This is a genomic window from Fimbriimonadaceae bacterium (assembly GCA_023957775.1).
Classification (GTDB): domain Bacteria; phylum Armatimonadota; class Fimbriimonadia; order Fimbriimonadales; family Fimbriimonadaceae; genus JAMLGR01.
Genome location: JAMLGR010000006.1, coordinates 61,582 through 80,553, shown reverse-complemented (window position 1 = coordinate 80,553; position 18,972 = coordinate 61,582). Strand labels below are relative to the sequence as shown.

The 18,972-nt window shown below is 65.9% G+C and carries 22 protein-coding genes, 2 tRNA genes and 1 other RNA gene; 6 read left to right on the top strand and 19 right to left on the bottom strand.

What is annotated here, in order from left to right; translation table 11 throughout:
• The first annotated feature begins 241 nt into the window (after window positions 1-241).
• The 4 genes from M9921_06700 (at window position 242) to M9921_06685 (ending at window position 4,347) form a co-directional block, all read left to right on the top strand.
• Window positions 242-1,990 (top strand): thiamine pyrophosphate-binding protein, encoded by a 1,749-nt coding sequence (locus M9921_06700; protein MCO5296526.1) that lies wholly within the window; start codon window positions 242-244, stop codon window positions 1,988-1,990.
• Between the two features lie 122 nt (window positions 1,991-2,112).
• A complete protein-coding gene (locus M9921_06695; GenBank protein ID MCO5296525.1) occupies window positions 2,113-3,000 on the top strand; it encodes a hypothetical protein in 888 nt (295 codons plus the stop codon).
• Between the two features lie 35 nt (window positions 3,001-3,035).
• The gene (locus M9921_06690) at window positions 3,036-3,518 is read left to right on the top strand and encodes an ankyrin repeat domain-containing protein (GenBank protein MCO5296524.1); all 483 of its coding nucleotides are present in this window, start codon (window positions 3,036-3,038) and stop codon (window positions 3,516-3,518) included.
• Window positions 3,519-3,627: 109 nt separating this feature from the next.
• The gene (locus M9921_06685; GenBank protein ID MCO5296523.1) at window positions 3,628-4,347 is read left to right on the top strand and encodes a prepilin-type N-terminal cleavage/methylation domain-containing protein; all 720 of its coding nucleotides are present in this window, start codon (window positions 3,628-3,630) and stop codon (window positions 4,345-4,347) included.
• A 74-nt stretch (window positions 4,348-4,421) separates the two neighbouring features.
• Here M9921_06685 and M9921_06680 read toward each other — a convergent pair whose 3' ends face one another.
• The 9 genes from M9921_06680 to M9921_06640 form a co-directional block, all read right to left on the bottom strand.
• Window positions 4,422-5,045, bottom strand: coding sequence for a hypothetical protein (locus tag M9921_06680; protein ID MCO5296522.1), 624 nt, complete (start codon window positions 5,043-5,045; stop codon window positions 4,422-4,424).
• Between the two features lie 49 nt (window positions 5,046-5,094).
• Window positions 5,095-5,166 (bottom strand) — tRNA-Thr (locus M9921_06675).
• Window positions 5,167-5,234: 68 nt separating this feature from the next.
• The gene (locus M9921_06670; GenBank protein MCO5296521.1) at window positions 5,235-5,642 is read right to left on the bottom strand and encodes a hypothetical protein; all 408 of its coding nucleotides are present in this window, start codon (window positions 5,640-5,642) and stop codon (window positions 5,235-5,237) included.
• 76 nt (window positions 5,643-5,718) lie between these two features.
• On the bottom strand, window positions 5,719-6,573 hold the full coding sequence (gene panC / locus M9921_06665) for a pantoate--beta-alanine ligase (GenBank protein MCO5296520.1): 855 nt from the start codon (window positions 6,571-6,573) through the stop codon (window positions 5,719-5,721).
• The gene (panB, locus tag M9921_06660; GenBank protein MCO5296519.1) at window positions 6,570-7,352 is read right to left on the bottom strand and encodes a 3-methyl-2-oxobutanoate hydroxymethyltransferase; all 783 of its coding nucleotides are present in this window, start codon (window positions 7,350-7,352) and stop codon (window positions 6,570-6,572) included. Before panB ends, panC begins: the two co-directional genes overlap by 4 nt.
• 21 nt (window positions 7,353-7,373) lie before the next feature.
• Window positions 7,374-7,709, bottom strand: coding sequence for a hypothetical protein (locus tag M9921_06655; GenBank protein MCO5296518.1), 336 nt, complete (start codon window positions 7,707-7,709; stop codon window positions 7,374-7,376).
• A gap of 10 nt (window positions 7,710-7,719) precedes the next feature.
• A tRNA-Ser gene (locus tag M9921_06650) sits at window positions 7,720-7,812 on the bottom strand.
• 30 nt (window positions 7,813-7,842) lie between these two features.
• Window positions 7,843-8,721: a DNA-processing protein DprA gene (locus M9921_06645; protein MCO5296517.1), complete on the bottom strand. Its 879-nt coding sequence runs from the start codon at window positions 8,719-8,721 to the stop codon at window positions 7,843-7,845.
• Window positions 8,718-9,449 carry an MTAP family purine nucleoside phosphorylase gene (locus M9921_06640; GenBank protein MCO5296516.1) on the bottom strand — a complete coding sequence of 244 codons (732 nt, stop codon included), beginning with the start codon at window positions 9,447-9,449 and terminating at the stop codon, window positions 8,718-8,720. Before M9921_06640 ends, M9921_06645 begins: the two co-directional genes overlap by 4 nt.
• A gap of 117 nt (window positions 9,450-9,566) precedes the next feature.
• Between M9921_06640 and M9921_06635 the strand changes: the two genes are divergently transcribed.
• Window positions 9,567-9,986: a CBS domain-containing protein gene (locus tag M9921_06635; GenBank protein ID MCO5296515.1), complete on the top strand. Its 420-nt coding sequence runs from the start codon at window positions 9,567-9,569 to the stop codon at window positions 9,984-9,986.
• Window positions 9,979-10,431, top strand: a complete 453-nt coding sequence (bcp, locus tag M9921_06630; protein MCO5296514.1) for a thioredoxin-dependent thiol peroxidase — start codon at window positions 9,979-9,981, stop codon at window positions 10,429-10,431. The genes M9921_06635 and bcp overlap by 8 nt, the downstream gene beginning before the upstream one ends.
• 62 nt (window positions 10,432-10,493) lie before the next feature.
• On the opposite strand, the gene recR is transcribed toward bcp, so the two are convergent.
• The 10 genes from recR to trpD form a co-directional block, all read right to left on the bottom strand.
• On the bottom strand, window positions 10,494-11,087 hold the full coding sequence (gene recR, locus M9921_06625; protein MCO5296513.1) for a recombination mediator RecR: 594 nt from the start codon (window positions 11,085-11,087) through the stop codon (window positions 10,494-10,496).
• Window positions 11,088-11,408: a YbaB/EbfC family nucleoid-associated protein gene (locus tag M9921_06620; protein MCO5296512.1), complete on the bottom strand. Its 321-nt coding sequence runs from the start codon at window positions 11,406-11,408 to the stop codon at window positions 11,088-11,090.
• Between the two features lie 16 nt (window positions 11,409-11,424).
• Window positions 11,425-12,993 (bottom strand): DNA polymerase III subunit gamma/tau, encoded by a 1,569-nt coding sequence (gene dnaX / locus M9921_06615; GenBank protein MCO5296511.1) that lies wholly within the window; start codon window positions 12,991-12,993, stop codon window positions 11,425-11,427.
• A 13-nt stretch (window positions 12,994-13,006) separates the two neighbouring features.
• An RNA gene (gene ffs / locus M9921_06610) (signal recognition particle sRNA small type) lies at window positions 13,007-13,105 on the bottom strand.
• A 56-nt stretch (window positions 13,106-13,161) separates the two neighbouring features.
• Window positions 13,162-14,553, bottom strand: a complete 1,392-nt coding sequence (locus M9921_06605; protein ID MCO5296510.1) for a hypothetical protein — start codon at window positions 14,551-14,553, stop codon at window positions 13,162-13,164.
• A 4-nt stretch (window positions 14,554-14,557) separates the two neighbouring features.
• The gene (locus tag M9921_06600; protein ID MCO5296509.1) at window positions 14,558-15,343 is read right to left on the bottom strand and encodes an ABC transporter permease; all 786 of its coding nucleotides are present in this window, start codon (window positions 15,341-15,343) and stop codon (window positions 14,558-14,560) included.
• Between the two features lie 9 nt (window positions 15,344-15,352).
• Window positions 15,353-16,270, bottom strand: coding sequence for an ABC transporter ATP-binding protein (locus M9921_06595; protein MCO5296508.1), 918 nt, complete (start codon window positions 16,268-16,270; stop codon window positions 15,353-15,355).
• Window positions 16,271-16,579: 309 nt separating this feature from the next.
• Window positions 16,580-17,164, bottom strand: coding sequence for a phosphoribosylanthranilate isomerase (locus M9921_06590; protein MCO5296507.1), 585 nt, complete (start codon window positions 17,162-17,164; stop codon window positions 16,580-16,582).
• Entirely contained in the window at window positions 17,161-17,943 is a 783-nt protein-coding gene (gene trpC, locus M9921_06585) for an indole-3-glycerol phosphate synthase TrpC (protein ID MCO5296506.1), read from the bottom strand. The genes M9921_06590 and trpC overlap by 4 nt, the downstream gene beginning before the upstream one ends.
• The gene (trpD, locus tag M9921_06580) at window positions 17,940-18,956 is read right to left on the bottom strand and encodes an anthranilate phosphoribosyltransferase (GenBank protein MCO5296505.1); all 1,017 of its coding nucleotides are present in this window, start codon (window positions 18,954-18,956) and stop codon (window positions 17,940-17,942) included. Before trpD ends, trpC begins: the two co-directional genes overlap by 4 nt.
• Window positions 18,957-18,972 lie beyond the last annotated feature (16 nt).

The window sequence follows — 18,972 nt, the reverse complement described above, 5'->3', positions numbered from 1 at the left end:
GGAACGTCACGGCGCCGCGATCTCCTCGGACTGACCCGCGCGCCGCATCGGAGGTTCGGGCGGGTGGTTTGGACCAAGTTAGTGGTCCGACATTGGCGATCATAGAGTTTTCTTATCACTCTCCAACCCCCTCTTAGGGGTCCCTGCCATGTGCTCCCCCAGACTCTGGGTAGGCCCGCGCACGGGTCGCGCTGCGGCTTCGAACCGACAAGGTCGCCAATCAGATCATCGAAAACAAGTTATGGCTAAAGACGTATCGGATATTTTGATCAAAACAATCGAGGATTGGGGCGTCGACACGATCTTCGGAATCCCCGGCGACGGAATCAACGGGATCATGGAGGCCCTCCGCGTCGAGCGGGAGAACGTGCGGTTCGTCCAAACCCGCCACGAGGAGGCGGCGGCGTTCATGGCGTGCGGCTATGCCAAGTACACGGGCAAGCTGGGCTGTTGCCTCGCGACTTCGGGACCGGGGGCGATCCACCTGCTGAACGGCCTCTACGACGCCAAGATGGACCAGGCGCCCGTGCTTGCGATCACCGGCCAGACGTTCTCCGACCTGAAGGGCAGCTACTTCCAGCAGGAGGTGAACACGCTCAGCCTGTTCCAGGACGTCGCGGTGTACAACCAGGAACTCCTCAACCCCTCGCAGATGAACATGCTCGCCAACGAGGCGTGCCGACACGCGATCAACCATCGCGGGGTCGCCCACCTGAGCGTGCCGGTCGACTACCAGGTGGCCGTGCCCAAGAGCAACGGCTCGATGCACAAGGTGGCGCACCACGCCTCCAGCCGACGGGCCACCTCGAGCATCGTCCCTCCCGACGAGCAGCTCGAACGCGCCGCCGAGCTGCTGAACGGGGCCTCGCGCCCCGTGATGCTGGTCGGCCAGGGGGCCCTTCGGGCGCGCAACGAAGTGATTCAGGCGGCTGAACGCCTGGGCGCCCCGATCGTCAAGGCGCTCTTGGGCAAAGCCGTGGTCCCGGACGACCATCCCCTCTCGCTGGGTGGCCTGGGCCTGCTGGGCACGAGTCCCGCGCAAACCGCGATGGAGACGTGCGACGCGTTGTTCATGGTGGGCACCAGCTTCCCTTACATGGAGTTTCTTCCCAAGCACGAAGGCGTCCGCGCGGTGCAGATCGACGACAAGGCAGACCGCATCGGGCTGCGCTTCCCCATCGATGCGGGCCTCGTGGGCGACGCCGGCCCCACCTTGGCGGCGCTCATGCCCAAGCTTGCGCGCAACGAGAACAGGGATTACCTGTCGGGGCTCCAGAGCCAGATGGACGACTGGTGGAGCCTCATGGAGGAGCGCGCGCGGCACGCGACGCCCATCAAGCCCCAGCAGATCGCGTACGAGCTGGACCAGATCGCCAGCGACGACGCGATCGTCTCCACGGACTCCGGCACGATCACGACGTGGATCGCACGCCAGTTCAAGATCCGCGGCGAGCGCATGTTCTCCTGCTCCGGCAACCTGGCGACCATGGCGCCCGGTCTCCCCTACGCGATCGCCGCGGCCGTGGCGTACCCGGGGCGGCAGTCGATCGCTTTCGTGGGCGACGGCGGCTTCACCATGTTGATGGGCGACTTCGCCACGGCGGTGAAGTACGACCTGCCGATCGTGGTCGTGATCGTGAAGAACAACGCCCTGGGCCAGATCAAGTGGGAGCAGGTGGTGTTCTTCGGCAACCCCGAGTATGGTGTCGAGCTGCACCCGATCGATTTCGCCAAACACGCCGAGGCGTGCGGCGGAATGGGGCTCAGCGTCCGGGACCCCGAGAAACTGCGCCCGGCCCTCGAAGAGGCCCTTGCCGCCAAGAGGCCGTGTGTGGTGGAGGTCGAGGTCGATCCCTTTGAGCCGCCGATGCCAAGCAAGGTCTCGCTCGAGCAGGCGGGGCATTTCGGCGAGGCGCTCGTCCGCGGTCAGCCCGACGGAGGCCGCATTGCACTGACACTGTTCCGCGTCAAGCTCAGCGAACTGTTCTAGCAGGGTGCTGAAGAACGATCTCGAAGAGGTCGCAGACGGTTGCCCGGGGTCGGGCGCAGCGATACACCGGGTTCAAATGGGGGACCCGGAGCACCGCGGAAGGGTAAACCAAACCCATCGCCATGAGCCGTTTCACGGTGTTCGAACACGAGCCCTTGGTGCTGAGCAGGCAGCCCGAGGTGGACGACTTCTTCCACCTGAGCCCCTACGTGTGGAAGGTCGAGGGAACCTACCATCTGGCGGTGCGCGTGCAAGATCCGAAAACGTTGGACTCGTTCATCGCGCACGGGGTCGGCGAGGACGGTCGACGTTTCGAGATGGCGCGCGGCGCGGCAATCGCCCCCGGCTCGAATCCGCTCGAGAAGAACGGTTGCGAAGATCCCACCGTGGTGCCGTTGGACGATCGCTGTCTGGTGTTCTATACCGGTTGGAACCGGGAGACGGGGATCGCCAAGCTGATGCAAGCGATGGGGCCCACCTTCGACACGCTGGAGAAGCACGGCCGGGTCTTTCCACCGGACAAGCGGTACGCCTACACCAAGGAACCGTCGTTCGTGCAGGGCCCGGACCGCTGCAGCATGTTTTTCGAGTACGCCGACGGAGATCTGTCGCGGATCGGGCTGGCGTGCGCGGGGTCGATGGCGGGTCCGTGGAGGTTCGAAGATCCGCTGGTGATCCGCCGCAAGGAGGAGTGGGACCTGCACCACCTGAGCACCGGTCCGGTTCTCTACACGCCGGGAGAGCGGATCACGATGTTCTACAACGGTTCGGACGAGAAGGCGGATTGGCGCATCGGTTGGATCGAGTTCGACACGAACTGCCGCACGGTGCTGCGGCGCGGTCGTGAGCCCCTGATCCGGCGGCCCCCCGAGCCGAGCGGCATGCCCGATATCGCATTTGCGGCATCGGTCGTCGTCGAGGGCGAGGATCTGTGGCTGTACTACTCGATCGGAGACCAGGTGGTGATGCGCGCCCGATTGCGGGAAACGGACCCGGACGCCGGCGAGTGAAGAGCGAGGTGGGTGGCGCGGGGGTATACCGGGGCATGCCCGAAGCCACCCCCACGGAGCGACTGCTCGCCGCGAGCGAGTCCGGCGATCGGCCCGGCGTCGAGCGTGCGCTCCGCGCGGGCGGCGAGATCGAGGGCCGCGATCCCTTCTCACGGACCCCGTTGGTGCTGGCGGCCGGGCGCGGCCACGCGCCGGTGGTGCAACTGCTCCTGGCCGCCGGCGCCGAGGTGGGCGCGCGGATGCTGGGCAACTCCACGCCGCTCCATTACGCCTGCCGCGAAGGGCGCGAGCAGGTGGTCCGAATGCTCTTGGACGCGGGGGCGCAGGTCGACGCCCGGGACGATCAGGAGTTGACGCCCTTGCACTGGGCGTGCGATTGGGGTCGGGAGAGCGTGGTGACCCTGCTGCTCGAACGCGGCGCCGATCCCGCGGCCGTGGACAAGCGCGGTCGGAGCGTGATGGACCACACGCGGCACGCGAGCGTGCGGGATGCGGTGGCCGACGCCTTGGCGACTTGAGGGACAGAAGGTCGCCCCCTGGGCCACCTCTTCGAAACCGAACTCGGCGGGAAAGTTGACCGTCTGGTATAGATTGAGCTACCATCGGTGCTCCCAACGAGGCAATCTTATGAAAAAGGCGTTTACCCTGATCGAACTTCTCGTCGTGATCGCGATCATCGCGATCCTTGCCGCCATCCTCTTTCCCGTCTTCGCGCAGGTCAAGGCCGCGGCCAAAAAGACGATGTGCATTTCAAACGGCAAGCAGATCGGGATTGCGTTGTATCTCTATGTCGGCGACTACGATGATTCGCTTCCGATGGCGAACTACCCGAACACGTTTGTCGGCCCCCCGTTCACCGAGTTTGGATTCGATGCGGGCGCCGGGGCGGGAGAACCCGCTTGGGCGGACCTGATCCAGCCCTATTCGAAGAACCTGCAGATCTTCAAGTGCCCCGTCGATGATTCCGGGACCCCGGGCAACGTCCCCGGCGCGCCCCTCTCCTACGGCTTGAACTACTACTTCTACAAGCTTCGGGGCGGCGTGTCGCGATTCTCGCTTACCGGCGGAAGCATGAGCGAGATCGCGACCCCGGCCAGCAAGATCTACATCGCGGAAACGGCGTCGGGCTCGGGTCGGGAGATTCTCCGGCCCGACCGGTATCTCGGATTCGAGCGCCACTCGGGGGGTTCGACGTACATCTACGCGGACACCCACGCGCGCTACCACAAGATGCCCCAGTGGTGGAAGGACATCCCCTCGTCCGTTTGGGGAACGCCCGAGCAGGCGGAGCTGCAGCCGTGCCCGCAGTGGTTCCCTTGGCTCGATACGTCGACCGAACTCTGGTAGCCGTCCCGCACGGTCGCGGCTCCTCGGGCAACCATGGGTGGCACGTCCGCTCGACGGGCGTGCGCTGCACCCTGCTAGTGAAATTGGATTCTCGTGATCGGCATGAGGCGCGCACCGCTATGGTGGGCGCCTTCTCGATCGGTGGACCGTCCGAAGAAGCCGATTCCTTCGATCGTCACGCGCAGATCGAGCGGCCTGGGCCTCTGCGTGGGCTGAAAGCGCTCGACGAGCTGGTCCCAGACAGCCGCGATCGAGTCGCGGAACACGCTCCCTTTGCACTCCTCGACGTTGGGAGCTTCGCCGACCATGATGCCGCCGCGACCGTCGACGAGGACGAGGTACAGATCGCCGTCCTCGCGCAGGACGATGCTCGTCAACGTGGCTTCCAGCCGCCAGATCGTCGTTTCGAGCGGTGCGATGCGCTTGTCCTGGTAACGCGGAGACGAGTCGTCGCTCCGGAGGTCGGCGGGCCTCGGAAGCGCCAGGAGAGCGGCGATCGTCGCGGTTTGCGGACGGCGATCGATCTTGTCGGCCGCATCGTCCAGCGCCCACTTGACGACTTCCCTGCGCAACACGGGCAACGTGTCGACGCTCTCGTCTTCGGGCGGGAGGGCGAGCGACTCCCTGATCATCGCGTAGCAAACGAGGCCCACGACGATCAGGACGCCTGCCGAAAGCACCGATGCCGGTCGCACCACGGTTCGATGATACACAGATTCACGCCGGGCCTCCCATAACGAAATGGGGAGCCGGCGACAGGATTCGAACCCGCGACCCGCTCTTTACAAAAGAGCCGCTCTACCCCTGAGCTACGCCGGCACGGCAGGGGGATTGTACTTCCCCCGCCCCTTGACGGGCGGGGGAAAGCCATGCGAGGAGCCCGAGACCTAAGCCTTCTTCGCTCGGGTGCGCGTGCGCACGAGGCGAGGCTCGCCGTCCGGACCAAAACCAAGGCGATAGCCCCTCGGAATCTTCTTCAGCGCGTTGGCGACTTCCGTCGGTACCTCGGCCTGCACCGTGCGGCGCTTCCGGGCGCGCTTCTTCGCCGGGTTGAGGGCTGCAAAAGCGGCCGACGCGTCGGCCTCCGCGGCCATCGGCGACAGCTTCTTGTCCTTGACCTGATACAGCTCGGAACTCGCGGGGAACGACAAAAAGATATAGTCTTCGTTGCTCAAAATGCGCGCTTCGACCGGGAGGTTGTACTTCTTCACGCCGACACGGACGGACAAGATGCCCTCTTTGGATTGCGCTTTGAACTTCAACGAGTTCTTGACGGACTTCACATTCTTTTTCATAATTGCCTACCTTGTCTCGATGGCACGCGCAGTATACCAAACGAAAAGCATGGGCTTGCGCGCTACTTCGGCCCGCTTAGGAACCTTTTCCGGCTACCGGCTCCCAAAGTACGGAGACGTTATCAATCAGACGCGTGGAACCCAGTTTGGCCGCGGCTATCAACCGAGCGTCCCCTGTGCCTTCGAAAGGCGCGAGAGAATCTGCGTCCACCAAAGCGAAGTAATCGACGGCAAACCCCTTCTGCGATAAGCCATTGGCGATCTCCGAAACCCGATCGTGCGCCTCCCGCACTGCGCGCGGGCCGATGCGGGCCACTTCCCTGGCCGCCTCGCGCAAGGCGCCCACCAGCGCCGGCGCGGCGGCACGCTGGGCCGAATCGAGATAGCGGTTCCGGCTCGACAAGGCCAACCCGTCCGCCTCCCGTACCGTCTCCAAGAACTCGAGGGCCACGGGGAAGTCCAGATCCCTCACCATCTGGCGGATCACGGCGCACTGCTGGTAGTCCTTGAGCCCAAAGAACGCGACCTCCGGTTGAACCTGGTGAAGCAGTTTCGCGACCACGGTCGCGACCCCTTCGAAGTGGCCGGGCCGGTGTTCCCCCTCCCACCGCGAGGCAATCTCCCCCACGCGGACGGTCGTCGACACCCCCGCGAACATCTCCTCGACCCCGGGCGCATACAACACGTCCACACCCGCCGACTCCGCCATCGCAAAATCCCGATGCTCGTCGCGGGGGTATTTGCCGAAGTCCTCGCCGGGGCCGAACTGGGTGGGGTTCACAAAGAGCGAGACCACCGCGAACCCACACCTCTGCTTCGCCAAGCGCATCAACGCCAGATGGCCCGCATGGAAGGCGCCCATGGTCGGCACGAAACCCTTGCCGGGCGCATCGATCTTCGAGAGCTCGCTACGTGTGCGAACGATCTTCAAAAGCTGTGTTCTTCCCCCGGAAACTCGCCTTCCCGAACTTCGTCGGCATAGGCGCGCAGGCCGTCCGCCAAGAGCCGCTGCCCTTCGACATAGGTCTTTGCGTGCTTAAGCGTTACGGGCGACAACCCGAGCAGGTCGTGGAAGACCTGGATCTGCCCGTCGCATCCGGCGCCCGCGCCGATCCCGATCGTCGGACACGCCACCTCGCTCGTGATCCGGGCCGCCAACGCGGCCGGCACCAGTTCGAGCACGAGAGAGAAAGAGCCGGCGTCCGCGAGCCCTCGCGCGGCGTCCGCCACCTGATCTCCCGCCGCGCCCTTGCCCTGTACGCGAAATCCGCCGAACGCATGCACCGACTGCGGCGTCATGCCCACGTGCCCCATCACGGGAATCCCCGCGCGCACCATCTCGCGCACGAGTTCGGGGTAGGCGCCCTCCAGCTTCACGCCGTGCGCGCCGGCTTTGAGGAACGCGGCGGCCGCGCGCATCGCGTCCTCGAGCGACGCCTGGTAGCTGCCAAACGGCATGTCGCCGATCACCAACGCCCGCGTGGTCGTGCGCGCCACCGCCCGCGTGTGGTGGAGCATCTCCTCGAGCGTCACCGGCAGGGTCGACTCGTACCCCAGGACGACGTTGCCCAAGGAGTCGCCCACGAGGATCAGATCGACTCCGGCCTCTTCGGCGATGCGAGCCGTCGACGCGTCGTAGGCCGTCACACAGACGACCTTCTGGCTCCCTTTCATCGCACGTATCTTCGGTGCCGTTACCCGCTGGTTCACGGAGCCATTGTATCTGGCCCGCTACCGCACGAGTTCGTCGTGACCGAAGTAGAAGTGGTGGGAACGCTCGGCCGGCTTGAGCCAGATCACGCCTGGGTCGACCTCGGGAACGGCGAAGGCGACCACCCGTTGCGCCTCTTCGACGCGCAACGGCGATGCGTCGCGGCGCCACACCCACAGGTGAAGCAGGTCGTCTTCGCCCTCGAACGCAAAGGCGTACGGCCCCACCCTCCCCTCGAACGGGCTCACTCCACGCGGCCCGAGCACGACGCGCCGGTTTTCGCGAATCCACCTCTGGAGTTCGGCGATCAGGCCGTCGCGGGCGTCCTGTTCCTCGGGCGTGGGGGCCAGCGTCATGGGAGAAGGCTGGCGGAGCGGGTGGGATTCGAACCCACGATCCGGCTTAACACCGAATACGCGATTTCCAGTCGCGCTCCTTCGACCACTCGGACACCACTCCAGCCGCATTCATTATGTCCGACCGGGCGCCTCAGGAAGGCAGCGGATCCGCCCCCGAAGCGAACAGGTGGGCCGCGCAACCGCACGTGGCGGCCACGCGCACCGTCCGTCCGGCCCGCAAGGCCAGCTTGGCGTTCCGTTCCATGTTCCCCCCTGCGTTGGCATGCACCAGCTCCAGACGGTCGCTCAGGCACGCCACCAGGCGATCCCGCACCTGGTTGTTCACGCCCACGTAGTGGGCCTCCGGGCGGAAGGGCGAGACCACGAGATCGGTGCCCGGATCGAACTGGTACCGCCACAGGCGGGCGGCCCGGAACGGCTCCTCCCGCAGATCCTCGCCCAAAGCCTGGAAGAGGCCGCGGTCCAGGCACAAGACGCGCGGGGAGCCCCACCGCAGCGGCACGACGGCCGCGCGCTGATACTCCGGACGGTCGTGGCCGCTGACCAGGACCTCGGCGTCCAGCACGCCCTTCTCGACGCGCTCCTCCAAGACGTCCAGCGTGCGTGGGGGCGTCCCTCGCGAGGCCAGCACCGCGAAGGTGCGGCTTTGGAGCAGCTTGGCGTTCCCGTAGAGAAAGAGCACGCCGGGCGGCTGGGGGTCCATCTCCTCGACGCGCACGGGGTAGTGCGCGTCCGCCGCCGTCACCAGCGAGACCCCCAGCCGATCGAGACGCTCTTCGAGTCGGCGAACGTCGTCCACGAGCTTGCGCGGCGCCGCCTGGGCAAGCGTCCGCGCGGGTTTGGCCGAGAGGCGGTACTCCTCGCGCAAGGCCTCTTCCGAGAGCTGGAGGAACTCCTCGGCCGAACGGCCGAGAAGGTCGTTGCGCGCCAGCACCCGCACGACCCCTTTGCCACCCACGCCCGGGGTCATCGCAAGGAGCAGCGCGAACGTGCGGCGCGCGACGGTCACGGCTCGAGCCCCTTCACGGCCTCGGTCAGCACCTTCACCGCCTGCTCTCCCGCCTGCTCCATCTCGCGCACGACGTCTTGGTGGTCGAGCGGCTCGGACTCCATGCCCGCCGCCAGATTGGTCACCACGCACAGGCACGCGTAAGGCACCCGGGCCTCCCGCATCACGATGGCTTCGGTGGCCGCGGTCATGCCGACCACGTCGCCCCCGGCGCGTTGGTAGAGGTCGATTTCGAACCCGGTTTCGTAACGCGGGCCGTTTCCGCACACGTAGACGCCGGACGGATGCACCGGCACGCCCGCCGCGGCCGCACCCTCGAGGAGGCGGTGCCGAGCGGATTCGGCAAACGGCTCGCTGAAGTCCGTGTGCACGACCCGGTCGTCAAACAGCGTCGCGTTCCGCCCCGTCACGTCGAGGAAGTCGTTCGGAACCGCGAACGTGCCCCGCGGCCAATCGCCGCGCAAGCTCCCGACCGCAGCGGTGGAAAACACGGCCCGGGCGCCCAGGGCTTTCATCGCCAGCGCCACCGCGGCGAAGTTGACGCGGTGCGGAGGCACCTTATGGCCCGCGGAGTGGCGGCTGGCAAGCATCACCGATCGACCCTCCAGGTCGAGGAGGCGCCCCCGCACCATGCCCCGAGAGGTGGGCACGTGAACCGGGCTTCCGCCAAGCGCAAGAAGGCGCTCTCCCACTCCCGTTCCGCCGATGATCGCCGCGTCGATTCGCATGGTGTCCGGAGTATAGCTTTCGTCATTTCGGGCCTTTCGATACCCTTATGTGACGATACTACCTTGGTTTGTGGTTTTTGGTTTGTTCTGGAGAGGCGGCATGTAAACTGGGTCGGCATGACGTTGCGCGAGGTTCTGCACGCCCACATCCCCACCCTATGGCCCGAGAGCACGGTGCGGGACGCGGTGGACAAGATGGACGTGTACCAGTTCCCCGCGCTCGTGATCGTCGACGAAGAACGGGCGCCCCTGGCCGTGATTACCGAGGGAGACGTGTGCCGCGCGTCACTGACCCGGGACAACATGACCGGACTCGGCGCCGAGCCCGCCCTCGTCTACGCGAGCAAGGACCCCCGGGTGGCATCGCCCGACACCGAAATCGGCGAGGCCTTCCACACGATGATCAGCAGCGGACTCACCCTTCTGCCGGTCGTCGAGGACGGCCGCCTGGCAGGGGTGGTACTGCGGGTGGACCTCATGCACGCGATGCTGCTCGATCGGCGCCCGGATGAGAAGGAAGACAACCCCCATGATTGAAGAAGGCTCCCCGTTCCCCAGTTTCTCCCTCCCCGACCAGGACGGCAAAGTCCGCACGCTCGCCGACTTCGAAGGCAAGAAGACGTTGTTCTACTTCTATCCCAAGGACGACACGTCCGGCTGCACGGCCCAGGCGTGCGACCTGCGCGACTCCTTTCCCAAGTTCAAAGGGGTACATGTCGTCGGCGTGAGTCCCGACTCGCCCAAGTCGCACCGCAAGTTCATCGACAAGTACAGCCTGCCGTTCCCACTGCTGGCGGACGAGGAGAAGGCGCTCTGCGAGGCGTGCGGCGTGTGGGTCGAGAAGTCGATGTACGGGAAGAAGTACATGGGCGTCGAACGCAGCTCGTTCCTCGTGGACGAAACGGGCGTGGTGACGCACGTATGGCGGAAGGTCAAACCCGCAGAGCACGCGGAACAAGTTTTGGAAACCCTCAAGGGATAACCGATTCCCGATTCCCGATTCCCGTTCCCGATTCCCGATTCCCGATTCCCGATTCCCGGCACCTACATTTCGCGCCGGTACTCCAAAGCGCTGAGCAGGGTGGCCGAGTCCGCGTAGTCCAGTTCGCCCCCCACGGGCATGCCGTGCGCGAGGCGCGTGATCTTGATCCCGGCCGGTTTGATGAGCTTCGCCAGGTAGAGCGCGGTCGCGTCTCCCTCGGTCGTGGGATTGGTGGCCACGATCACTTCGGTGACGTCGTCCCGCAGCCGCTCCAGAAGCTCCTTCACCCGAAGCTGCTCGGGGCCGACTCCGTCCATCGGGCTGAGGAGGCCGTGCAGCACGTGGTACACGCCCTTGAACTCGTTCACCCGCTCGATCGCCGCGATGTCGCGCGGCTCGCCCACCACGCAGATCTGCATCGGGTCCCGCCTCGGATTCGAGCAGATTTCACACAGCTCCTGCTCGCTCACGTTCTGGCATCGAGCGCAAAAGCGCAAGTTTTGCTTTGCCAACTTGATCACATCGGCAAGGCGAAACGCCTCTGCGTCGGTGACGCGCAGCAGGTGGTACGCGAGGCGTTGGGCGGACTTGGGCCCGACGCCGGGAAGCCGCTCAAGCTCCGCGATGAGTTCGGCAAGGGGCCGCGCGAACAGCATCTACATTCCGGGGATCTTGGGCATGATCTCCTGGACGCGGGCGTTCCGAAGGTCGGTCGCTTGCGTGAACCCGTCCCGGATCGCGCCCGTCACCAGGTCCTCGAGCACCTCGACATCCTCGGGATCGACCACGCTGGGATCGATGCGCAACTGGATCAGCTCGCCCGTTCCGCTGAACGTCGCCTTGACCGGGCCCTTGTCGATCTCCAGCCGCTGGGCCGCCAGCTCCTCCTCGAGGCTCTGGGCGCGCGCCATGGCGTCCTGCGCCTGTTTCATCATGCCGGAAAAGCCCTGGCCGCCGAATCCTTTGGGAAGTTTCATGCTTTCTGCGTCGCTCCTAGTCCGTGCCCGGCGCCAAGATCTCCTGGGCCATCTTGTGCAGCCGCGGTCCTTCTGCGGGCAATTCTACCGTGCGGACCTCGTCGTCGGCGGCCGAGGACCGTTTGCGGGCGGTGAACTCCACGGTCAGCTCGCCCTTCGTGTGCTCGCCGAGCTTCGCCTGGATGGCCGCCAGGCGCTTCGCGTGGTCGACGACCCAGTCGCGGTCGAGTTGGCGGTCGAACTCGATCGTCAGCACCTTGCCCTCGAGTTGCGTCACGCGCGACCCGCCCAGGCGCATCGCCATCGACTTCGACACCTCGCTCAGATCGTGCACGACGGTCTGCCACACCTTGGAAGCCTTGGCCAGCTTGGGATCGACCGCCTTCGCCTCGGCTTCGGCGGGCGGGGCCGCCTTTGCCGGAGCTTGGGCGGTCTGCGCCGCGGGTTGGACGGCTGGCGGCGCCTCCCGCACGCTGGCTGCGGCGACCGTCACGGGGGTTTCGGGGACGGTGGCGAGGCGGATGAGCTCGGCCTCGAGCCACAGGCGCGGCAGCGTGATGTCGCGCAGCGTCTTGTGGGCGTCGGCCAGCGCCGAGCGGAGGCCGAGCAACCGATCGCGGCCCACGCGGGCCGCGGTTTCGCGGGTCGCGGCCTCCCTCCCGGCATCCGATTCGGCCCCGACGGCCACGCCGTATGCGGCGCGCGTCAGGTCCGCCAAGCGGAAAAGGAGGGACTCGAGGATCGAGCGCGGATCGCGCCCGCGACGCGCCAGCTCTCCCAACTGGTCCATCAGCGCGGGCACATCGCCCTCGCGCATGGCGATCAGCAGGGCGTCCACGGACTCGTCCGCGATCAGACCCAACTGGTCGTAGACGTGCTGCAGCGTCACGGTGCCCTCCGCACTCAGCACGGCCTGCTCGAGCAGAGTGAGCGCGTCGCGATACCCGCCGTCGGCCATGCGGGCCAGCGCGGTGAGCGCGGCCGGCTCGATCGACGCCCCCTCCGCCTCGGCCACGTGGCGGAGCCGCGTCTCGACGTCCTGCACGGAGCCGCGGTGGAACTCGTACTTCTGGCAACGCGAGCGGATCGTCGAGGGCACCTTGTGGAACTCGGTCGTCGCCAAGATGAAGATGAGGTGGGGCGGAGGCTCCTCGATCGTCTTGAGCAGCGCGTCGAACGCGCGGGACGAGAGATCGTGGACCTCGTCGATGATGAACACCTTGTAGCGGGCGAGCGAAGGCCGGTACTCCGCCACCTCGACGATCGACTCGCGCACGTCTTCCACGCCCGACTCGCTGGCGGCGTCGATCTCGACGACGTCCATCAGCGAGCCCTCGGTGATCGCCAGGCAAAGGTGGCACTCGTTGCACGGCTCTGCGAGGGGCCCTTTCTCGCAACACAACGCCTTGGCGAGCAGCCGCGCCGTCGAGGTCTTCCCCGTTCCCCGGGGACCGGTGAACAGATACGAGTGCGCGATGCGGCCCGACGCGATCGCGTTCTGCAGGGTCCGAACCACGTGCTCCTGGCCCACCAGATCCGAAAAGGTCTGGCTGCGGTATTTGCGGTAAAGGGAGAGATAGGCCAAGGGAAACGGGCTCCAATGCCGGGAAGGGTGCGTCGCACAGAGGTGCGGCTTACCGTTGCTACCTTCCGGTCCTGGCGGGGTTCACCGTCCTGCTGCCGCGCAGTTCCCGGCGGACTGCCTCAATTGTAGCACTCCGCCGGTCCAGCACCGAGCCTGTTTCCTTGCCCGCTAGCCTCCGGGAGGAGGTTTCGCCGGCTCCGCCATCATACTCGGCACCGCGAACATCTCGTCCTCGATCCCGGCACCCTTCTGCTCCACGTAGTTGGGCGTTTTCACGATCGGCACGCGATCCTGCCACTCGCCGCGACGGAGAATCTGGTCTCGCGTCAGCGTGAGCGTGGTGTAGACGACGCGCTGGTCCGGCCGGACGTCCAAGCGGAGGTAGTTGGCGTCCGTCATGCCCTCGCCGTTCCAACCGAACTTGTCCTGGATGTGCACGGCCGCGCTGCGCGGGTTGTAGTAGAACTCCACGAGGTACTTGTCCGTCGTGAACGGATACATCGTGGGGTCCTTGCTCATGTCCACGCGCCGGTTGAAGCGGCGGTTCTTCACGAACAACTGCTCCTGCATGTACGTGAGATCGCGCGGCGGGTCGAGGTCCACGTTGCTCTGCGAGTCCCAATCCAGCTCGGCGAGCTTGGCCCCCGGGTAGTTGGCGTCGCGCACGATCGCACGGATGCGGGTGCCTACGGGAAGCACGTTCCACGTTCCCTCGAAGCGGATGATGCGGGGGTCTTCCACCGTGACCTTCACGCTGAAGCCGGTCTCGAAGGGCGGCTTGACGTCGTAGGGGAGGCGCTCAAAGCTTCCGTCGTTGCGCTCCCGAGCGAACACGCCGCGCTGCGACATGCGGATGAGCATCGTGTCGATGTTGTTCTCGATCGTGTCCCGCATCGTCATGTTGCCGTACGCGGGGTCCTTCTTCAAGCGCTCGTTCGCTTCGTCGAGAAGCTTGTACCGCGTCATGAGCGACTCCTCGATCTTCCCGTCGCGCTCGAGGGCGCCGGCCAGCAGGTTCTTACGGGCCGCAAGCATGTCGGGCCTCTGCTGGGCCTCCTTCATCCACTTCACAGCCTGGAAGTAGTCGTCGTCGATCTTGTGGTACCACATCCAACCCGTCTCGAAGAACATCTCGTACGTGTTGGGGTTTTGCGCCGCCCCCTCCTTGCCGAGCGCGAGCGCCGAAGGGATGTAGCGGCGGTCGGAGCGCTGCTCCTCGTCGGTGAAGTTGTAGCCCAGGTGCCACATGCCCGTGGCGTACACGTCGATCTGCTTGGGGTCGAGCCACGTCACGAGCCGGATGATGGGGAGGATCGCGTCGTAGTTCCCCGTCTCGAAGAACGAATCGGCCTTGACCCAGAGAATGCCCGCGGCGAACTCGCGCAAGCCGAAGAGCTGCAGGAGCACCTGCTCGGGGGACGAGTTCGCGTGCACGAGGCCCTTGCCCGAACCCGGCCCGAAGTCCTTGTTCCACTTGTCGCGCAGCGCGTAGTTGCACAGCAGCGCCTGCGCGAGAAACAACACGACCAGCGCCCCGACCAGAGGCTTGGTTCCCCTCATCGGATCAGACCTCCCTCCGGTCGAAGATCAGGATGCCCGCCACCAGCAGGACCGAGATGTAGAACACGCCGTACACCGTGGCGTTCAGATAGAACACGGTCTCGTTCGCGATGATCTGCCCGGGGTTGATGATCGGGTTCTGCACGTTGTAGTTGCCGAAGTTCGGCAGCACGGTCGTGATGATCTGCGCGACGGTTTTGATGAACTGGTTCGAATTGGTGGACGCAAACGTGTCGTAGACGGGATTCAGCACGGTTCCGACCGCGTACAGGCCCGTCGAGAGGAAGAAGTTCACGATCGGCGTGGTGAACGTCGAGAAGAAGATCGCCACCGCGGCGAGCAGGCACATCTGAACGAAGTAGAGGATCGGCCCCTTGGCCAGCTCGGCCATCTTCGCCATGTCCGGCTGCTGCTGGAAGTAGAAGACGCCCAGCATCACCGCGCTCATCAGACCCATCATCAGCGCGAGCGCCAACACCGCGCCCAGGTACTTGCCGACCAGGAACTGCCACCGCTGCACCGGTTTGGAGAGAATCGTGTAGATCGTGCGCCGCTCGATCTCGTTCGGGATCATGTACACCGTGAGGATGATCGCGATCAGCGCGCTGACCCCCTGAAGGACCGCGTACATCATGCTGATCAGCGTCGTCGTCTCCGACCGCGCGGTCAGCACGGACAGACCGGGCGCGATCGTGAGGATCAACAAACCGATCAGCAGGATGATGAGCAACACCCGGCGCCGAATCGCTTCGCCGACGGTCGTTGTCGCAATGGACCAGATGGGTTTCAAAGCATTCTCCTAAATCTTCACGTTGCGGACCGTCTCGACGAAGAGGTCCTCCAACCGGCGGCGACGGGGGATCACGCTGACCACCCGGCCCTTCTTCGACCGGATCGAATCGAGCAGGCCGTTCACGTCCTGCTCTTCGGGCATGTCCACGATCAGGCGCTCGCCGCTGAACGAGACGATGCTGTCGTCGCTCAGCTTGACCGAGTCCGCAAACTCCTTGTCGATGCCGTCGGCCACGATCTCGATCCGACCGCCGCGCAGCAGGTCGTCCAAAGACCCCTGGCGCTCGATCTTGCCTCGGTTGATGATCGCGACGCGATCGCAGATGCGCTCGACTTCGCTCAACTCGTGGCTCGAGATGAACACGGTGCGCCCCTCGTCCCGGAACTGCAGGATCAGGTCGCGGATTTCCGTGTGCGCGATGGGGTCCAAGCCGCCCGTCGGCTCGTCCAGAAACAGGAGTTTGGGGTCGTTCAGGAGACTCTGGGCGAGCCCGACCCGCTGCTGCATGCCCTTCGAGTACTGCGAGATCGTCTTCGTCGCGTCGCCCGCGAGGTTGACCTTCTCGAGCAGCCGCTGGCACTTCTCCACGTCGTCGATTCCGAAAAGCGAGCCGTAGAACTTCAGCAGCTCCAAGCCGGTCATGTGCTCGTAGTAGTACGGGCGCTCCGGAAGGTAGCTGATGACGCGGTGCACGTCCATGTCCCCGATCTCTTTGTCGAGCACGTACGCCTCGCCCGAGGTCGGGTAGATGATGCCCAGAAGCATCTTGATCGTCGTCGTCTTCCCGGCGCCGTTGGGCCCCAAGAAACCAAAAATCTCGCCCTCTTCGACGACGAGATCAAGATGGTCTACAACGTTGACGACGCCCGCGGATCGAGATTTGTAGCTTTTCGTGAGCTGTTTCGTAACAATGGCTGCGGCCAAGCGCGCGCACCTCCTGTCGGTTCCGCGAGAGTATACCAGCGGGTTGGAAAACCCGACGATTGCCTCTCCTGCACACCCCACTCAACGCGCGCGATGGGGAAATCGTCCCCAGAATGTAGTGGAAAAGTGTTACATGTAATCGAAAATATGAGACGTTTGTTATGACTTTCAACGTCTATAATGTCAGCGCGCCAAGAAACCGAGGCCCTCGCAAGGACGCGCAAGCGACGGAAGGGCCAGGTCTTGGACGAAGCCTTGCGGGAACGTGCTTTGCTCTCCTTTCAGCGTTCCCGCACTTTTTATGTTTCCCTAGGCGCCTTTGGCTTCGAGGACGAACGCGCGCACCCGCTCGTGACTCTTGATTCCGGGCGAAACTTCCAGGCCGCTGCTGGCATCCACCCCGTAGGGCCGAACCTTGCGTACGGCCTCACCCACGTTCTCCGGCCCCAGGCCGCCCGCCAGAATCACGGGAAGAGGAAGGGCCTGCACGAGTTCGGCGGCCAAGCCCCAGTCCACGAGGCGGCCCGTGCCCCCCGCCACCGCGCCGTCGAACGCGTCGAGCAGCACCGCGGCCGGCTTACTGATTTCGTCGCCAAGCTGCGCGAGCACGGACTCCACGGTCGATTCGGGTCTCAGGCGAACGGCTCGGATGAAGGCCGCGTCCGGGGTCCCCGAGGAGCACTGCACCCACGGACAGACCTCGGTGCCGGGAAGGTAGACGCCGTAAACGGAGACGCAAAGGGCAAGCGGTCCCACCGCGGCCGGCAAAGACGCGTCGTGCAGGCGGCGGGGGCTGCCCGCCTCCATCACGAAACCCAGCGCGTCGGCCCCGGCATCGAGCGCGACCTCGCAATCGTCGAAGCGCGTCACCCCGCACACCTTCACGCGCGTCACCAACCCATCACCTCGCGCACCTTCGGCTCGATGTCGGGCGCCGCGCAGAACGCCGTGCCGATCAGCACCGCCCGCGCGCCCGACGCGCGCGCGCGCGTCACGTCCTCCGCGCTCTCCAACGCGCTCTCGCTGACCACGAACGCGTGCCGGGCCAAACGCGGCACCAGCGCCGACGACGTGCCGGGGTCCGTGGCGAACGTCGACAGGTCGCGGTTGTTCACCCCGATCAGCGGAAATCCGTGGCGCAGGGCGATCTCCGCCTCGTCCTCGTCGTGGACCTCGACCAGCACGTCCATGCCCAGCGAGCGCCCCAGGGCGTGCATTTCGACAAGGGCCGGCTCGGAAAGCGCCGCGACGATCAGCAGCACGGCATCCGCCCCCAAGACCCGAGACTCCACGATTTGATAAGGTTCGAGCGTGAAATCCTTGCGCAAAACCGGAAGCCGGGTGGCCTCCCTTGCCCGAACGAGATTGTCGTTGCTTCCTTGAAAGAACGTCGCGTCGGTCAGCACGCTGAGCGCATGGGCGCCCGCGGACTCGTACGCGCGGACGACCGATACGACCTCGAAATCGGGTCGAATGAGCCCGCGCGAAGGGCTGGCCTTCTTCGCTTCGGCGATCAGCGCCGGGCCGGGCTGGGCTCGCTCCAGCGCGGCGAGAAAGCCGCGGGGAGGCGGGCTGGCGGCCAGTCGGGACTCCAACGCCGCAAGGGGCGTCGCCGCCATCGCTTCGACGAGCTCGGCGCGCTTGGTCTGGAGAATCTGCGCGAGCCGGTTCATGGCTGGTGGGACGCCTCCGCGTACGAGGCGAGGCGCGCGCGTGCCGCACCGGACGCGACGGCCTGGAGCGCAAGGGCCACGCCTTCCCGCAGGTCGGGGACCACCCCCGCGCACCAAAGGGTGGCGGCCGCCCCCGGAAGCAGGGCTGCGCATCGCGCGGAATCGGGATCCGAAATCGCCTCCCAGAGAATGGCGGCGCTCCGCTCGAGCGTTTCGCCCGGGGCCAGCGCGGCCGGTGGAAGCGGGTCCAGCCCGAAGCTGTCCGGGCTCCAGCGGCCCGAGGTTCGCTCGCCGTCCGCGACGCCCTCCCAGCGCGTCGGCCCGCATGGGGAGACCTCGTCCATCCCCTCCTCGGCCCACACGACCAGGGCTCGCTCCGCGCCCAACAGGACCAGGGCGTCCGCCATCGGCTCCAGGAGCGTCTCGTCGTACACGCCGATCACCTGCCTCGGCGCGCCCGCGGGATTGGCGAGCGGCCCCAGTTGGTTGAACACCGTGCGGACCCCCAGTTCCCGCCGCGCCGGACCCACGAGACGCATCGTCGGGTGCAGCGCCGGGGCAAAAAGAAAGGCCAGATCGAGGTTTCCCAACAGCTCCGTCGCCCTTGCCGGCTCGATCTCGAGCCGCACACCGGCCGCTTCGAGCACGTCGGCGCTGCCGCACAGGCTGGTGACGGCGCGGTTGCCGTGTTTCGCGACGCGAGCTCCCGCGGCCGACGCCACGATCGCCGAGGCGGTCGAGAGGTTGAACGTCGGGCGCCCGCCCCCGGTTCCGCACGTGTCCACCAGACGTTCCCTGGGGGCGTCCACGGGCGTGGCGTTCTCCCGCAACACCTGGGCGAATCCCGCGAGCTCCTCGCCCGTGCATCCTTTGGCCCGCAGCGCCGCGAGGATCGCGCCGATCTGCGCGGGGCCGGCGTCGCCGCCGACGAGGAACCGCATCAGTTCGGACGACTGGCGCGCGTCGAGGTGGCCGCCAGTCACCACCCGCTCGAGCGCATCGCGGAACTCCATTCGGCGCAGTTTATCC

Bases quoted from the DNA above. Each gene is read 5' to 3' on its own strand.
- M9921_06700 (MCO5296526.1), top strand. From the start codon at position 242: ATGGCTAAAGACGTATCGGATATTTTGATCAAAACAATCGAGGATTGG.
- M9921_06695 (MCO5296525.1), top strand. From the start codon at position 2,113: ATGAGCCGTTTCACGGTGTTCGAACACGAGCCCTTGGTGCTGAGCAGG.
- M9921_06690 (MCO5296524.1), top strand. From the start codon at position 3,036: ATGCCCGAAGCCACCCCCACGGAGCGACTGCTCGCCGCGAGCGAGTCC.
- M9921_06685 (MCO5296523.1), top strand. From the start codon at position 3,628: ATGAAAAAGGCGTTTACCCTGATCGAACTTCTCGTCGTGATCGCGATC.
- M9921_06670 (MCO5296521.1), bottom strand. From the start codon at position 5,642: ATGAAAAAGAATGTGAAGTCCGTCAAGAACTCGTTGAAGTTCAAAGCG.
- M9921_06655 (MCO5296518.1), bottom strand. From the start codon at position 7,709: ATGACGCTGGCCCCCACGCCCGAGGAACAGGACGCCCGCGACGGCCTG.
- M9921_06640 (MCO5296516.1), bottom strand. From the start codon at position 9,449: ATGCGAATCGACGCGGCGATCATCGGCGGAACGGGAGTGGGAGAGCGC.
- M9921_06635 (MCO5296515.1), top strand. From the start codon at position 9,567: ATGACGTTGCGCGAGGTTCTGCACGCCCACATCCCCACCCTATGGCCC.
- bcp (MCO5296514.1), top strand. From the start codon at position 9,979: ATGATTGAAGAAGGCTCCCCGTTCCCCAGTTTCTCCCTCCCCGACCAG.
- recR (MCO5296513.1), bottom strand. From the start codon at position 11,087: ATGCTGTTCGCGCGGCCCCTTGCCGAACTCATCGCGGAGCTTGAGCGG.
- M9921_06620 (MCO5296512.1), bottom strand. From the start codon at position 11,408: ATGAAACTTCCCAAAGGATTCGGCGGCCAGGGCTTTTCCGGCATGATG.
- M9921_06605 (MCO5296510.1), bottom strand. From the start codon at position 14,553: ATGAGGGGAACCAAGCCTCTGGTCGGGGCGCTGGTCGTGTTGTTTCTC.
- trpC (MCO5296506.1), bottom strand. From the start codon at position 17,943: ATGAACCGGCTCGCGCAGATTCTCCAGACCAAGCGCGCCGAGCTCGTC.
- trpD (MCO5296505.1), bottom strand. From the start codon at position 18,956: ATGGAGTTCCGCGATGCGCTCGAGCGGGTGGTGACTGGCGGCCACCTC.